Consider the following 15,786-nt stretch of genomic DNA (forward strand, 5'->3'; position numbering starts at 1 on the left):
GTCCGCGGCCCGGAGACAGCTAGCTTTCGATCCAGACGTCGTCGAAGCGGCTGCCCCAGTTCTGAGAGTGCGACTTCAGGTTCTTCACCGAGGGAGCGTGCGCCAACATATTGCGGCGACCACCAAGGACAATCGCCGGTGTGTCCGACTGGGCGATGGCCTGGAGCTGTTGGTACATTTCGGTGCGCTTCTCGCCGTCCGGCTCCGCGATCGCCTTGGCATAAAGCGCCTTGTAGCCGTCCCCCTTTTCACCCGACCAGCCGGCAGACTCAGAATCGTTTGTCGCCATGCGACCGAGATTGATGGCCGGATTGCGCGGTCCCACAAGCGAACGTGCCGGCCTTCCAAACGGCGCGTTCACCTGTTGTTGGTAGGCGCTGAAGCCGTCGCAAGGCATCTCGCGGATTTCGACGTTGATGCCGTTCTTCTTGAGGGATTCTGCGACCACGGCCATGACCCGGGGTTCTTCGGGGAACGAAGGGCAGTAGACGATTGCAGGCAGAGTAAGCCCGCCCGAATGACCAGCCTCGGCGAGAAGTTGCTTGGCCCTCTCGGGGTCGTATGGCTTGGGGCGTGGCAGGAATTCCTGATTTAGCCCTGACATGTGCGTGTCGTTGCCGACCCAGGTGCCAGGGTCGTTGTAGACGATCGTATTGATGGCGTTGCGATCGATACTCAGGCTGATTGCCTCACGGATACGCGGATCGTTCCATACCAAATCGAGGTTCTTGGGCAGGCTGATCAGGAACTGGTCGCCGCCTGCTGACTTATGTACAACCCCGTTCGCGCCCTCGTACTGGGCGGCCGTCGTCGGATCGATGTTGAACACCGCATTGAATTGGCCAGAACGGAAGCCGTTGATCGCGGTTTGCGAGTTGACGACGTAACCTTCGAGCTCATCGACAAAAGGTCGCCCCTTGAGCCAGTAATTCTCATTGCGCACGGCGCGGAAGCCGCGGCGATTATCGACTTCGATCAATTTGAACGGACCCGTGCCGATACCGTCGGTAAGGATGGTCTCCGGTGTCGCAGCCGGTACGATCGCGAGGCGATATTCCGCCAAAGCGAACGGAAACTCGGCATAGCCGGCGTTCAAAGTGAAACGGACGGCGTATTTGCCTTGGGTCTCAACCTTCGAGAACCACTTGTTCAAGAAGGAACTGCCTTTCTGGGCGACGTGGGCGTTGATGGAGGCAACGACATCATCCGCCGTCATTTCCTGGCCATTGTGAAACATGACCCCTTCGCGGAGCTTGAAGTCCCAGACCGTCAGCGAATTGTCGGTCGGCTGCCAACTTTCTGCCAGTTCGCCCTGAAGATTGAAGTCGTGGTCCACCCACAGGAGGCAGTTCCAGATCGAGCGCGTCAGAAGGTCGATCCAGAAATGGGGATGTTTGCCATTGTCAGAGGTCCCGACCGCCCAGTTCGGGTAGGTCTGTCCGTAGACGAGTTTGCCACCGGTTTTCGGAACCGCTCCCTCCGGAAGGTTCGCCCAGGCCGGTTGAGCGCCGACCGATTGTGCGAAGGCTCGCCCGGGCGAAAGAGACGCTGCTCCCAATACGAGGCCAGTCAATCCAAGTAGTTGTAAAAACTCACGCTTTGAAATTGCAGACATGCCCAACCTCCCCAGTATCAGCAGCGGCCAATGGTCAAAAGAATTCCCGCGACGGTACCTCTGATGCCGGCGCTGGCACGTTTCCGTTGTCGTATTTGATCTCCCGCCTTGAACTTTACACGTGTTACTGTATTGGCGAAATACATCGTATCTATGCTCCTCATTGATTTTATATATGGGTGAGGCAGCCTACTCAGTTTCTGCGACAATGAGATGAATGGGATAGCGTGACCGCAGGCGGCGATCGGAACCGGGCAGATTTTGCGCCTTCAGTACCCGATGTGCGAGCTTAGGCGTCCCCAGAAGGCCCTTAGGAGACCGCATTGCGTGCGGCCGTGAAAGGCGCGGCTTCAATCCGCGCCCGTCGTCTTTGCCGAGGTCTGGCCAAAGGAGTCCGCAGGATTGAAGCCGCGCGTCAACCGCCGCCGTGGCGGCATCACAGCACGGCTTCCAGAAAAGCGTTGATCTTGCGCGACGAGCGTCGTTCCTGGAGACAGGCCAGCCGATATTCGGTCCTCACGGCGCAATCGGCGATGCGAATGGTTTTCAGGCGGGGATGGGAGACAAATTCGAAATCGGCGACGACGCCAATTCCAAGCCCTCGTTCGACAGCTTTCCACACCCCTTCTCGGCTGCCGATTTCCAGAAACGGGCTCAAAGCTATGCCGGCACTCTCGGCAATTGTCTCCAGAGCTCGGCGCGTCGTTGAACCTTGTTCGCGAAGAATGAGCGGCTGCCCTTCGATCTCTCTGATGCTGATCTCGTCTCGACCATACCAGGGATGGTCGCAGTTCACGAACACGACGACCTCATGCGTACTGAAGGGCACCGTGTGTACTCTGGGGTCGTCAACCAGGTGGGCCAGGATCGCGACATCGGCTTCGAGATTGAGGATCCGCGAGAGCGTGAGATCGGAGTTGCCCAGCAGCATGCTGACCTTGAAGAGGGGGTAACGCGCCACAAAACGTGCGATCATTTCGGTTGCGTGGAACGGACCCACGGCAGCGATCTGCAGTTGCCCGGTCGTCAGGTGACCGCTGCTGGATAGAAGGTCTTCCGCTTCTTCGTGCAGCTTCAAGATGCGTGTACTGATTGCGTAAAGGGCACGGCCGGTTTCAGAAAGTTCGACGCGACGGCCCTGCCGAAGAAACAGTTCCACCCCGTAGCGCTCTTCAAGCTCCCTGACCTGTGTCGTCACCGTCGGCTGGCTCACGCGCAGCGCGTTTGCTGCGGCTGTGAAACCGCGATGTTCGGCCACCGCATGAAATGACCGAAGATGGGTAAAAACGATGGCCACGAGCATGCTCCTACAAACTTGAGGCAGGGCACCATGCCGCGCGCACCGCTCGTTGTCCATAGGTTTTACATATGAATAAGCAATAAACTATCAATTGGACAAATGTGACCGACGGCCCGCTTATACCGTCCGAAGACGAAATTCGGAGGAAAGCGATGTCGCAGTCGTGGAAATACGCCAACCCGGTCAACGTCACATTTGGCGTGGGATCCATATCCAGAATCGGCGAGAAGCTTGCAGGCCGAAGCTACTGCCTGCTGACATACAATGACCATCCGGCCTTCGATGCTTTGGTGGACCGCGTGTCCAAGGAAGCCGGCCGACCATCTGTTGTGGTCCGCGACGTAGAGCCCAATCCGAGCTTTCAGGGCCTCCGCGCCGCATGCGCCGCATTCGGTGCGGCTGCGAAGGTTCCGCAGGTGATCGTGGCAATCGGCGGCGGCTCCGTGATCGATACGGCAAAGGTCCTGGCCGCTTCGGGCAAGGATTTTGCACGCGTCCAAGCCTATCTTCAGGGCCGCGCTGGCGCCGACACCCTTCTCAATCTGCCGATAATCGCGGTTCCGACCACGTCCGGTACCGGAAGCGAGGTGACGTGTTGGGCCACGGTGTGGGACACCGACGCGAAGAAGAAATACTCGCTCGCCCACGAAAGCCTATATCCCGAACATGCGATCCTTGATCCGGAACTCACGCTTGGCATCCCACGCGCGCTCACGCTGAGCACGGGTCTCGACGCCTTGTCGCATGCGCTTGAGAGCATCTGGAACGTAAACGCCAACCCGGTCTCGTCAAACCACGCCGTTTTCGCAGCGCGTGAGATCATGGTGGTTCTGCCCCAATTGCTGGAACGTCTCGACAATCTCGATCTCAGGTCACGTATGTCCCGGGCAAGCCTTCTTGCAGGTCTTGCGTTCTCGAACACCAAGACGGCGCTAGCGCACTCGCTTTCATATTACCTCACGCTTCACCACGGTACGGTGCATGGGATCGCGTGTTCCTTCACTCTGCCGGCGATCTTGCGCAGCGTGATCGGGAAAAACGCGGACTGTGATGCGGCGCTCAAGCAGATCTTTGGCGACGACCTCGTCCGTGGCGCAAGCAATCTAGACGCCTTTCTAGCGGGCCTTGGGGTGTCCACCCAGGCGACGGACTATGGCGTGACTCAAGACAACTGGCTGAACGCTATCAACGACGCACTTCTGGGCGAGCGCGGCCGCAACTTCATCGGCAGCCGCGAAGCAATCCTCGCCGCAGCATAAGGGAGCCATCATGAACACCTATGTCAATTTCGGTGCCGAGGTCGTCGCGAACGGTCGCAGCTACAAGCGACCCGACAGGCCTGTGGTGGTGATCTGCATCGACGGGTCGGAACCGGGCTACATCGAACAGGCGATCGAGAAGGGGCTGGCGCCGAACCTCGATCGGGTGATGAAGTCCGGTGCAAACACGAGCGCTCTGTCCGTAATCCCGAGCTTCACCAATCCCAACAACATCTCGATCATTACCGGTCGCCCTCCGGCCGTCCATGGCATCGCCGGCAATTACTTTTACGATCGGGAGAGTGGCGAAGAGGTCATGATGAACGATGCGCGCTTCTTGCGCGCGCCGACCATTCTTGCCGAATTCCAGAAGGCGGACCTTAAGGTCGCAATGGTAACCGCCAAGGACAAGCTCCGCACGCTGCTCGGCAAGGGGCTCGATTTCACCAAGGGAACCGCCATCGCCTTTTCTTCTGAAAAGGCGGACAAGGCGACCGTTACCGAGAACGGCATCGCAGATGTCCTCGATTTCGTCGGTCTACCCTTGCCGGAGGTCTATTCGGCCGATCTCTCCGAATTCGTCTTTGCCGCAGGCGTCAAGCTGCTTAAGACGTTTAAACCGGACCTGATGTATCTGTCGACGACAGACTATGTGCAGCACAAGGCGGCACCCGGTTCCAAGGTCGCCAACGACTTTTATCAGATGTTCGATCGATATGTTGGCGAACTCGACAGCGCCGGCTGCACACTGGTCATGACCGCCGACCACGGCATGAATGACAAGCACCTGAAGAATGGTGAACCGGATGTCATCTACCTTCAGGAGATACTCGACGCGCGCTATGGCGCCGGTGCCACTCGCGTCATCCTGCCGATTACCGATCCTTACGTTGCCCATCACGGCGCGCTTGGGTCCTTCGCCACAGTTTACGCCGACGTGGGCGATCACGAAGATATCATCGATTTTCTGAATGGGATCGCGGGAATAGACGTCGCCGTTTCGGCGGATGAAGCCTGCGAACGGTTTGAGCTGCCAGCTGACCGGATCGGTGATGTCGTGGTGCTGTCTTCGCGCCACAAGGTGCTCGGAACGGCAAGGGCACGCCACGATCTTTCCGGTCTGACCGAACCGCTGCGTTCGCACGGCGGTCTCACCGAGCAAAGGGTCCCATTGATTGCTAACCGCAAGATCGAGGTTCCTGACGGACGGATCCTCCGCAATTTCGATGTCTTCGACGTCGCGCTCAATCTGGTGCGCTGAACCATGGATACCAACACCACACTCTCTCCTCGTCGCGAGGCTATGCGGATCGCCGGCAAACTGGTCGATACGGATGATCGGATCGAGGTGCTCAACCCCTATGACAATTCGGTCGTCGGAACAGTGCCTGCCGCACGGGCGGAGCACGTTCGCGACGCCTTCGCCAAGGCACAGGCGTTCAAGCCCAAACTGACACGTTACGAGCGCCAGACGATCTTGCAGCGAGCGGCGGAATTGCTGCGCGACCGAAAAGAGGACTTCGCACGTCTCATCACAGCGGAAGCCGGGCTTTGCTGGAAGGACTCGCTTTACGAGGCGAGCCGCGCCTACGACGTCTGGTCCTTCGCCGCGCAGCTTTCAATCAAGGATGACGGGGAGATCTACTCTTGCGACATCTCACCGAACGGCAAGAACCGGAAGATTTATACGACCAGGTTGCCGCTGCTCGGTGTCATCTCCGCGATCACGCCTTTCAACCATCCGCTCAATATGGTGAGCCATAAGATCGCGCCGGCCATCGCGACCAACAACAGGGTGGTGCTGAAGCCGACCGAACTCACGCCGCTGACTGCATTGGCGCTTGCCGATCTGCTCTACGAAGCCGGGCTGCCGCCTGAAATGCTGTCGGTCGTCACCGGCAATCCATCGACGATGGGTGATGCGATGATCACCGATCCGGACGCGGACCTCGTGACGTTCACCGGCTCCGTTCGTGTTGGCAAGCATATTGCCTCAACCGCCGGCTATAAGCGCGTGGTGTTGGAATTAGGCGGCAACGACCCGCTAATCGTCATGGAAGACGCCGACCTCGACAAGGCGGCGGAACTGGCTGTGACCGGAGCGACCAAGAACTCCGGTCAGCGCTGTACTGCCGTCAAACGCATTCTTGTGGTCGAAAGCGTCGCCGATGCCTTTTCCAAGTTGGTCGTCGAAAAGGCGAAACGGCTCAAATGCGGCAACCCGATGGATCCGGAAACCGATATTGGAACGGTGATCAACGAGCGCTCGGCGGCCTTGTTCGAAACCCGCGTCAAGGATGCTGAGCGCTTGGGAGCCGAGGTGCTTCATGGGACGCCACGGCAAGGAGCCCTGTTTCCACCTACAGTCGTCGACCGCGTTCCATATGACTGCGAGCTCGTACACGAGGAGACCTTCGGTCCAGTCATTCCGATCATCCGTTGCCCGGATGATATCGCCGAGGTCGTCCGCATCTCGAACTCCACCGCCTACGGCCTGTCGTCTGGCGTCTGCACCAACCGTTTCGATTACATCTCGCGCTTTGTCGCCGAGCTCGAGGTCGGCACGGTGAACATCTGGGAAGTACCGGGATATCGGATCGAAATGTCTCCATTCGGCGGCATCAAGGATTCGGGCCTCGGTTACAAGGAAGGCGTTGTGGAGGCGATGAAGAGCTTCACCAACGTGCGCACTTGGTCGATGCCATGGGGCTGACGTAGCGCGGATCGGAGCCGCGCCCGCGATTGGCGCGCGCCGGCTCCGGTTCACCACTCGGCTCATCGGAAAACAGCCGCGGCGAAGGAGAGGAGCCTTCGCCTGCCACTGAAACCAGGGGAGGTTACCATGAGTTCAATCGACACGTCCCGCTACGCCGTCCAATCCGTGGCGGGCAGCGGTTTCCGTCGGGCGCAATGGCGAATGCTGCTTGCGGCCATGTTCTGCTACCTGTTTTTCTATACCGGAAGGCAGACCTTTGGGTTTGCCATCCCCGGCATCCAGGCCGAATTCGGTGTTTCCAAGGAAGCTCTGGGTTGGGTCAGTGCCGCCATGCTCTGGTGCTATGCGATCGGGCAGGCCATCAATGGCAATCTCGGCGACAAGTTCGGCGGGAGGCGCGTCATGAGCGCCGGCGCCATTCTTTCCTGCGCCATGAACTGGGCAACGAGCTTTGCCGGTGGCGTGCTCAGCCTGGGCATTCTGTGGGGCGCAAACGGCTACTTCCAGGCGCTGGGCTGGGCGCCCGGCAGTCGACTTCTGTCCAATTGGTGGGGCAGGCACGAACGGGGCAAGGTGTTCGGCTGCTATGTCTTTGCCGCCGGGCTTGCCTCTGTGCTCTCCTATGTGACCTCGCTGGTGGTCGTTCACTATTTGCAACTCGATTGGCGTTGGATCTTCCGACTGCCTGTGCTCCTCCTCCTGCTTGGAGGGATTACCTTCTACTTCGTTGCGCGTGAACGGCCGGAAGACCTTGGGTACCGCTCCCCGCACGACGACGCTATCGACGACGGTGAGGCGGCCAAGGTCGCCGACGATGAGACTTCACTGGAGCGCTACAAAGGTGTTCTCAAGAACTGGCGCCTATTGGTTGGCGGTCTGGCAATCGGCTTTCAAAACGCAGCACGATACGGCCTCCTCGTCTGGGTGCCGGTGCATTTTCTTGGCTCCAACTGGGCAAAGGCGAGCGCCGAAACCGCCGTCATCGACCCGAAATGGATCAGCGTAGCCTTGCCGGTCGGCATGGCTTTCGGCGCGGCTACCAATGGCTGGGTATCGGATCGGCTATTTAATTCCAAACGGTACATTGCCATCGTGCTCTATATGGCGTTGGCGGCGGTCACGTCGCTGTACATGTACACGATCCCCGCGACGGACGTTTACAAGGGTTTGGTGGTTCTCTTCCTCTGCGGCTTTTTCGTCTACGGTCCTCAGTCCTCGTTCTGGGCACTGTGCCCCGATCTTGTCGGACACAAGCGAGCCGGAACCGCAATCGGGGTCATGAACTTCTTTGCCTACCTGTTCGCTGGTCTCGGTGAGCCTCTGATCGGGGGTTATATGGATACGCACGGTGATACATCTGCTGTCTTTCTGATCGTCGCAATCTCCAGCGCCATCAGTGCAACCGTAGCGCTTTTCATCCGTCGCTAATTAACAGATCCTCCCGGTCGACAACTCACAAGGGCCGACCGCCACTACGGCAATCTCTGCACCTCCCGGGCCAGAGATTGCCGTTCTTTACACTCGGCTGATCGCCGACATGGCGGGCAAGAGCGCAGTCCTTCTAGGCGAAAACCATGATCGTTACGACATCCATCGCTGGCAACTGCATGTGCTTGCCGGCCTCCATGCGCAACGCACGGATGTCGTCGTCGGCTTCGAGATGTTTCCGCGCCGAGTACGGCCGCGGCCACCTCGAATATGGGCACGGCACGCCGTACCAGCTCGCCGATCTCGGCATCCGAGATGTCGCCGTGTTGCTGCCAAACGATACGGAAACCGTTCACCTGGAAGAGGAGCCGATCGCCGACGGCCTGTTTGGGCTTCCGCAGATTGAGCGGTCGGTCGCAGAGCGCAGATGAGGAGCGTAGTCAGTCTCGGTGTTCGAGGGCCGTAATTTGTTCGGGCTGCATCGGGCGCATTTTTCGTATGGCCGACGCGAGCGCTCGCAACACCGTACGATTTTTCTGACTATTGTTGGACTAAATGTCTCCGGCCTGTCACAAGCCCTTGAGGACGCGATCGCCGTTATCTTTAGAACGGGGTCGGGCGACCGATTGACGTCACGTTGCTGCCGCGAGATCACGCTGGCCGTCCTGCAATTTACTCCCGCCCGAAATCGGTCACACCGAGGTGGGAATTTGCGCCGCGCTTCCCACGGCGCCGCAGGAGGTGGACTGCCCATCATGACGGAACAGATCCCCGTCGCCGGATCGCGTTCGAAGTTCACCCTTGGTCAGCTAACCAGTGAAACGCACTCGCAGGAAGGCTTGCCCGTCGTCTATGATCGGCGGACCGTGGGCTATGATCACCCCTTTCGTGGGCCAAACCAGAATGTGTCGGAGAGCTTCACGCGCGGCGCCGGCCTGTTTTCCACATCGACCGCTTGTCGCCGCGAGCGGACTCGCTCGGCGGGCGTTCAAATCGGTGGCCGTGCTATCGTCTAATGATGCGTGGGCTGCAGACAGTCATGAGCGTCATCAAGCAGCTTCTGCAGGGCTTGCCAGTCCCGCAGATCGCGCGCGTTGATCCGCTCGTCGATCGCAGCGAGCAACCAGCCGATGGAGGCGGCCTCGTTTGCTTCGCTTGCAGCCCGATACCACGCAAGGCAGGTTCGGATACCCGGGCGGGCATCATCGCCCGTCAGGGCGAGATGGGCTGAAAGCATAAGACCGGATCGATAGGTGTTCCTGATCCGAAGCCGTGTTTGATCGTCACTTTCGGCAATCACCGAAAGGCTTGAGAGGAGCGTTTGCGTCAGCTCGGTGGTTTCGTCGCGCTCCATGTTCCCGCCCATTGGTGTTCCGTTCGCGCAAATCACGCCCGAAACACATCGCAGATGTGGTGAGCGCGAAACTTGCGGCATTCATGGTGCCGAATATTTTCTATCCGGACGATTGCGCATCCCCGCGTGCAGGTCGATGCCCTATAACTTGACGACTGGTCAGTGGCCCGCCTGGGCGTCGACCTGCAGTCATGGCGCCGAAGAGGCTTTCCGCTTTCCCAATGGCGTGTTAGTCGTGCCGTTAAGGGATAACCGAAGCTTTGCCTCGAAACCCGACACGTCTTTCCGTGTCGGGCCGGCTATTCGCCACCCAACATGGGTCGTCATGTTTGGAGGGTGAAACGCATGAATCCCGTCGTCATCTTGCTGGCCTTCGCAACCTTTGTGACGGGGACGGCGGAGAACATCATTGTCGGGATCCTTCCCGACGTAGCGGGCGGCCTCGGCGTGTCGTTGGCGCTTGCGGGTCAACTGACAGCCGTCTTTTCCATAGTCTTTGCGATCACGGCGCCTCTTGCGCTCGTCCTGACGAAACGGATTGATCGCAGACGCTTGTTCCTTGCAGCGCTCGGCCTCTTCATGCTGAGCACCTTTGCCGCGGCCGCGAGCCCGAATTTCGCGATCATGCTTCTTACTCGTATCGGGATGGCTGCGGCGAGCGCGACCGTGTGCCTGCTGGCAACGATGCTTGCGACGGAACTCGTCGATGAGAGCATGCAGGGGCGGGCGATCGGGATTATGTTCATGGGGATCAGCGGCTCGTTGGTGCTCGGCGTTCCGGCAGGCATCTTGATAGCGGACGTAACCGGTTGGCGAGGCGTCTTTCTTGCGCTCGCCGCGCTTGCTTTCACCGTGTGGCTGGTGAGCTGGCGCTGCATTCCCGCCTCCGGCCCTCGCGGGGTGGCGCTGCCTGGATATCTCAAGCATTTGAGATCGACCCCTCTCGTCGCCGGGCAGCTGGTCTCCATCTTGACGATTGGCGGGCACTTCGTTCTCTTTGCCTTTCTCGCGCCCTATCTCGTCGAGGTTGCCGGCATCGCGGACGGGAATGTCGCTCTTGGCTTCGCCGCGTTGGGAATAGCAGGCATAAGCGGTGGATATTTCGGGGGGTGGCTTGCAGACAGGTTGTCACCGCGCGCAGCCCTCCTGTTGACGCCGTCGGCCTATCTCGCGGCGCTTGCAGGGCTCCCGTTGCTCAAAGGCAGCCCCGGGCCGTTGTTCGCCGTCATGATGATTTGGGCCTGCATCAGCTGGATGATTTCGCCCGTCGTGCAGCGCTTTCTGATTTCGAGCGGGCCGGAAACAGCCGAAGCCGGCATCAGCCTGAATTTTTCGGCAATGCATGTCGGCGTCGGACTGGGAACGATCGTTGGCGGTTTCCTCGTCCGCTACGACATCGCCGCATTGCCGGTGGGCGCAGCGGTAATCGCGGCACTCGCGCTGATGACGGCCGCCGTGGCATTCAGAGCGGCCGGCGCGGTACACACCCGCAAGTCTTCCGGGACAAGTGACGCGGATCGAACGCTTGCAAAAGCCAACCGCGTTGCCTGATGTCGTTGAGCCGGTCAGGAAGCTCTATTCGTCCATATCAACGGATGTCCATTTGTGGCGCAACTGCAACGGGCGTTGTCCGGATGGTGCAGAGTTCCGCCTCTTGCTTGGTCATGCCGTTGGCTTTCGAACCGTTCGATGCGATCGGCCAGGTGCCGCGGGACCTTATCCAGCGCTTGCCGTGGCGGCTGGCGTGCGTGCGGGCATTCTCGGTGAGAAACGGTTCGACTGAGATGCGCTGATCTAATGACGCAGGCTCTCACGCAAAGCCTGCGCATCGCTCAAGTCGTATCCAACGCGTGCAGGGGCGTGGCCGCTGCCGCGACGAGCGCGGCGTTGGAGGGGCCGGCAAACCATCGGGTAGGTCCGCGAGCGGCCCTGGGGAGCCTTGGTCGTCGTGCGTATCATGCCCTTTGGGCCGCGGAGTTCGACGTCACAACCGGGTCTTCGTGAACTTTGAGGGGCCGGGGGGCTGCTCCCTCCGCCTCTTCACGCACCTGCCGCCCGGCTTCCTTTACTTCACTGACGTTTCGCGCCGTGCGGCCGGTTCCTGGCGCAGGCGCTTCACCTTCAATCCCCGTCGGTCAGCGCGAGCTTGGGAAGCAGGAGGCAAAGCCTCCCGTTTCGCAGTATCAAGGCAAAGCGCACAGGCGGCGATTTCGGGGCTGGAGTACGGTCGCAGTCTCGGCCTATCAGGGCCCGCGCCTTTGCGCACGCCATGCAAGGATATCCGGCGCGCTCGCCTTGCCGCCGCGCGGGCCATGGATCGTAACGGAGCGCGACGCGGCGGCGATGGAAAAATCCAGCGCCTCTGCAAAGGATTGCCCCTCGCTCAAACACCAGGTCAATGCTCCGCCGAACGTATCTCCGGCACCCGTCACGTCGACGACGTCGACCGGGTAGCCGGTTGCCTCAAGGCGCGTCTCGCCGTCGTGCGCCTCCGCGCCGTCGGCGGCCAGGGTGCGCACGACCCAGCCAATCTCGTGATCCCGTATCCAGTCAGCAATGCGGGAAATGTCGTCATGGCCGAAGGCGGCGCGGAAGCCGACCTGGTTGAAGATGACGACGGCAGCGCCCTTGAGATAGGGCAGGTCTTCGGATGCGCAGCCGCCGACATCGAGATCGAAGATCGCGCGGCGGTCGTAGCGCCTGAGATCGGCTACGAGATCGGCCTGCTTCAGCACGCCCCCGTCGGTCTCTGCATGGAGCCGACGCACCCGGTAGAGCGTCGTGTAGAGGAAGCCTGGTTGGCGCAGCGCAGCAAGCGTTGCCGGCGGGAGCCACATTGGCTGTTCGCCCATCTCGACTGTCAAAACGACATGCTCGCCGTCGACGAGGAAGATGAGATTGCGCGATTCCGCAACCGCGGGATCGGTCAGCATATGATCGGCAGCGACGCCGTTCTGCCCGAGGTCGTCGATCAGGCGGCGCGACAGCGGACTGTCATTGAGCAGCGAAATGAACTGGGTATCGCCCCCGAGCGCCGTGTGCACAACGGCTGCGTTGGCAATCGAACCGCCGATTTCGGCCGGCAATTCGCGGACCATGCCCTTGTCTGCGCGTCCGGGCCAGCGGTCCGCAGTGTAGTATTCGTCGAGCGCGACATCGCCGATGAAAAAGGCGGTCATGCGGTTTGTCCTTGCATGACCTCGATCTGGCGCGGTCCTCCCTCGACCGGCACCCACGGACTTTCGCCGAGGCCGCAGACCGCCATCCAGTAATAGGGCGTCGGGCCGGATGCACCCCGGCAGGCGTCATGCCATACGCCTCGATGCATCACCACCGCCCGGCCCGGCGTGATGATGAAGGCCTCGATATCGGCCGCAACGGGAGCATCGGCCGTCGAAGCGGGAGCCACAGCAAGGATGACCGGCTCGCCCGCGCAGAAAATCGCCTCCTCGGTCAGCAGATGCCGTTCCATCGCGGTGCACGACCATGGCGCTCCCGGCGCACGCGTGATGCCGAGGCGGGGCGAGCCTTCTATCAGCGGGATACGGGTGAACCCGTCACGCCATCCTTCGCCCGTCGTCCAGATCACCTGCGCGTCCAGATCGTCGACGAGGTCATAGACCTTGCCGAAGCGGGCGAAATTCTCAGGCGTCACCGGGCGCGCCGCAACGGTGTCGGTGCTCATGCTGCACTCCGTGCGGTGCGCACGACGCGCATCAGCCGTGCCACATGGCCGGCCTCGACCAGGCCGGTATCCTTATGGTCGTGCTTGAACCAGCTCCCGACAACGGCGCCGTCGGCGTGCGCGAGCTGCTCGACCGCATTGGCTTCCGTGAGGCCGGCGCCGATGAGGAGCGGCACGGTGCCGCCGGTTGCCGCGCGGAAGCGCGCCACCTTCTTCATGTCCGTCGGCTGGCCGGTGGCATCCGACGTCACCACGAGGCCGTCACAGCGTGCTGCCCCCAGGCGGACGTCATCTTCTTCGGACCGTCCCGAAAGAACCGGTTGGTACTTGAACCGCACGCCGCCGAGAAGCAAGGCCGGTACGCCGGCCCGCCGGGCGGCAAGGTCAGCCGCAAACGAGACGTCACTTTCCGGCGGCAGGTGGCCGGCAACGGAATCCACCTGAATGAAGGAGACGGGGAAGCGTGCGGCAAGCGCAAACGCCCGCGCATCGTCGCGCAGCACGTTCACGCCGATCCGCGCGCCGAGGTTGAGGGTGCACAACCTTTCGAGGACGCGCTCGACATCGTCGGCATCGCCAAAATAGTTCTCGACCACCAGCCCGTCGACCCCTTCGCCGGCCATGATGCGGGCCTCTTCTTCGGCCTGGGCGCATTTTGCGGCGGGTCCATCGCCGGTCAGGTGCAGCATGCCGAGGATGGGTTTCGGGGTTGTGAAAGTCTCGCCAAAACGGCTCATGTCAGTTCTCCTGGGTCGCACCGCCTTCATGCGGGCGCGGTATCGCGCCCCCAGCGCGTTGCGAATTTCATCTGGACGGCCGGCGAGTAGACGATCGACGTGCGTTCAACCAATTGGTCGTCGGCATCGAGCACGTCTCCGCTGGCGCAAAGATAGCCCGGCACTGAAGGCGCCGGGGTAAAGACCTCCCGAAGACGATCGGACGGCGGCACGACGGTGAGCAGCAGTTCCGAGCGAAGGGGATGGCGATCGTAATCGCGGCGCAGCACCTCGTAGAGGGATTGCGCGCCGAAATCGTAGGCATCGATGCCGGGGTAGAGGGAAAGGTCGAGGTGCGACGTGTCGACGTTCAGCCAGCTGATCGTCTCGCCGTTCGCAAGGCCCCGGGCGCGCACCAGGAGGAGTCCGCCGTTTTCCACCTTGTGCTCCAGCACCCGGGTCACCGGGCGCTGGCCCTGGCGTCGGGCCAGCTCGGTAAAACTGCCGAAGTTCCAGATGTTGTGGCTGATCGGCCGGTGCGAGACGATGGTGCCCCGACCGCGCACCTGCTGAACCAATCCTTCCGACACCAGCAGCGCCATCGCGTTGCGCACGGTGGTCCTGGCAATGCCGAACTGGTCGCGCAACTGGTTCTCCGAGGGGATGGCTTCCCCTTCGGAGAAGTCACCGCTCAGAATGGCGGCACGCAAGGCCCGGTATAGCTGCCGGTAGAGCTGCTCGCTCGAAAAGGAATCGAGGCGAAAGCGCGACAGCCGGTCATCCGGGCTTTCGGTCGTTGCGTTGGCGTCTGGCGTGGAAGGATGGGTCAAGGCAGGCTCCGGCAAGGGGTTACTTTGTCGCTCCGTTTATCTTGAACTCCTCGACGCCAGCCTCTTTCAAGCCGTGGCGGTCGAGGATCTGTGCATAAGTACCGTCTGCCTTCAGCGCATTGAGCGTTGCATGCACCGCATCGCGCAAATCGCCGTTCGCCTTGGCGAAGGCGATGCCGTAGTGGTTGATTTCTCCGACATCGCCGACCTGGTAGAACTTGCCCGGCTCCTGCTTGATGAGATCGAGAAGCCCTTCGAGCCCGATGACCGAGGCCTGGGCACGGCCCTGGCGGATCTGCATGATGTGCTCGGCCTGGGTCGGGATCTGGATGACGGTGATCAGCTTGTCGGCCGGGCAGATCGATTTTCCAAGCTCTTCCGCCCAGGTAACCCAGCTCGTGCCGGTGGCCACGGCCACCGTCTTTCCGCAAAGGTCGGCCTCGGTCTTGATCTCGCTCTGATGATCGAGCGTCGTGTAGAAGACGTTGCCGGTCTTGAAATAGTCAATGAAGTCGAGCTGGCCCTGGCGCTCCACCTTGTCGGAGAAGGCGGTGATGATCATGTCCGAACGGCCGGTGACGACCTGCGGAATGAGCTGCGGAAACTCGACATTCTGGAATTCCGCCGTCAGGCCGAGGCGTTCGGCGATCGCCTTGGCAAGGTCGATGTCGAAACCCTTGAGTTCGGTCGAACCGGCGTCGCTATATTCCATCGGTGGATAGGCGAGGCTGATGGTGAAGTTCAGCTTGCCGGCCGAGCGAACCGCTTCCGGCAGGGCGGATGCTAGCTTTTCGTCGGCGGCATGGACGGCCACGCCGGATGCGAGGCTGATGAATGTGGCTGAGGCGAGCCCCAGGACCATCGGCAGCAGTTGTTTCATTTC

The 15,786-nt window shown here is 60.9% G+C and carries 15 protein-coding genes; 7 read left to right on the plus strand and 8 right to left on the minus strand.

Going from position 1 to position 15,786, the window contains the following annotated elements:
• Positions 1-19 precede the first annotated feature (19 nt).
• Both IB267_RS18810 and IB267_RS18815 read right to left on the minus strand, forming a co-directional pair.
• A complete protein-coding gene (locus IB267_RS18810) occupies positions 20-1,615 on the minus strand; it encodes an ABC transporter substrate-binding protein (protein ID WP_192448959.1) in 1,596 nt (531 codons plus the stop codon).
• A 436-nt stretch (positions 1,616-2,051) separates the two neighbouring features.
• A complete protein-coding gene (locus IB267_RS18815; protein WP_192448960.1) occupies positions 2,052-2,912 on the minus strand; it encodes a LysR substrate-binding domain-containing protein in 861 nt (286 codons plus the stop codon).
• Positions 2,913-3,067: 155 nt separating this feature from the next.
• On the opposite strand from IB267_RS18815, the gene psrA reads away from it, so the two are divergent.
• The 6 genes from psrA to IB267_RS18845 all read left to right on the plus strand — a co-directional run bounded on the left by psrA (position 3,068) and on the right by IB267_RS18845 (position 9,334).
• Entirely contained in the window at positions 3,068-4,174 is a 1,107-nt protein-coding gene (gene psrA / locus IB267_RS18820; protein ID WP_192448961.1) for an iron-containing alcohol dehydrogenase PsrA, read from the plus strand.
• Between the two features lie 10 nt (positions 4,175-4,184).
• The gene (gene phnA, locus IB267_RS18825) at positions 4,185-5,435 is read left to right on the plus strand and encodes a phosphonoacetate hydrolase (protein ID WP_192448962.1); all 1,251 of its coding nucleotides are present in this window, start codon (positions 4,185-4,187) and stop codon (positions 5,433-5,435) included.
• A gap of 3 nt (positions 5,436-5,438) precedes the next feature.
• On the plus strand, positions 5,439-6,887 hold the full coding sequence (gene phnY, locus IB267_RS18830; protein WP_192448963.1) for a phosphonoacetaldehyde dehydrogenase: 1,449 nt from the start codon (positions 5,439-5,441) through the stop codon (positions 6,885-6,887).
• 129 nt (positions 6,888-7,016) lie between these two features.
• On the plus strand, positions 7,017-8,318 hold the full coding sequence (locus tag IB267_RS18835) for an MFS transporter (RefSeq protein WP_192448964.1): 1,302 nt from the start codon (positions 7,017-7,019) through the stop codon (positions 8,316-8,318).
• A 109-nt stretch (positions 8,319-8,427) separates the two neighbouring features.
• A complete protein-coding gene (locus IB267_RS18840) occupies positions 8,428-8,724 on the plus strand; it encodes a ChaN family lipoprotein (protein ID WP_192448965.1) in 297 nt (98 codons plus the stop codon).
• Between the two features lie 349 nt (positions 8,725-9,073).
• Complete coding sequence (locus IB267_RS18845) at positions 9,074-9,334, plus strand: hypothetical protein (protein WP_192448966.1); 261 nt, start codon at positions 9,074-9,076, stop codon at positions 9,332-9,334.
• Here IB267_RS18845 and IB267_RS18850 read toward each other — a convergent pair.
• Positions 9,331-9,672, minus strand: a complete 342-nt coding sequence (locus tag IB267_RS18850) for a hypothetical protein (protein ID WP_192448967.1) — start codon at positions 9,670-9,672, stop codon at positions 9,331-9,333. The two genes, IB267_RS18845 and IB267_RS18850, sit on opposite strands and share 4 nt — an antisense overlap.
• A gap of 345 nt (positions 9,673-10,017) precedes the next feature.
• Between IB267_RS18850 and IB267_RS18855 the strand changes: the two genes are divergently transcribed.
• Positions 10,018-11,223 carry an MFS transporter gene (locus IB267_RS18855; RefSeq protein ID WP_192448968.1) on the plus strand — a complete coding sequence of 402 codons (1,206 nt, stop codon included), beginning with the start codon at positions 10,018-10,020 and terminating at the stop codon, positions 11,221-11,223.
• Between the two features lie 692 nt (positions 11,224-11,915).
• Here the strand turns inward: IB267_RS18855 and IB267_RS18860 are convergent.
• From IB267_RS18860 to IB267_RS18880, 5 genes are read right to left on the minus strand one after another with little or no spacing between them, the layout of a single operon-like run.
• Positions 11,916-12,851 carry a carbohydrate kinase family protein gene (locus tag IB267_RS18860; RefSeq protein ID WP_192448969.1) on the minus strand — a complete coding sequence of 312 codons (936 nt, stop codon included), beginning with the start codon at positions 12,849-12,851 and terminating at the stop codon, positions 11,916-11,918.
• The gene (locus IB267_RS18865; protein ID WP_192448970.1) at positions 12,848-13,357 is read right to left on the minus strand and encodes an ureidoglycolate lyase; all 510 of its coding nucleotides are present in this window, start codon (positions 13,355-13,357) and stop codon (positions 12,848-12,850) included. The genes IB267_RS18860 and IB267_RS18865 overlap by 4 nt, the downstream gene beginning before the upstream one ends.
• Positions 13,354-14,094: a BtpA/SgcQ family protein gene (locus IB267_RS18870; protein ID WP_192448971.1), complete on the minus strand. Its 741-nt coding sequence runs from the start codon at positions 14,092-14,094 to the stop codon at positions 13,354-13,356. The genes IB267_RS18865 and IB267_RS18870 overlap by 4 nt, the downstream gene beginning before the upstream one ends.
• Positions 14,095-14,120: 26 nt before the next feature.
• Positions 14,121-14,903: a GntR family transcriptional regulator gene (locus IB267_RS18875; RefSeq protein WP_192448972.1), complete on the minus strand. Its 783-nt coding sequence runs from the start codon at positions 14,901-14,903 to the stop codon at positions 14,121-14,123.
• 19 nt (positions 14,904-14,922) lie between these two features.
• Positions 14,923-15,783: an ABC transporter substrate-binding protein gene (locus tag IB267_RS18880; RefSeq protein WP_192448973.1), complete on the minus strand. Its 861-nt coding sequence runs from the start codon at positions 15,781-15,783 to the stop codon at positions 14,923-14,925.
• Positions 15,784-15,786: the final 3 nt, after the last annotated feature.

It is taken from the genome of Ensifer sp. ENS09 (assembly GCF_014852425.1).
Classification (GTDB): domain Bacteria; phylum Pseudomonadota; class Alphaproteobacteria; order Rhizobiales; family Rhizobiaceae; genus Ensifer.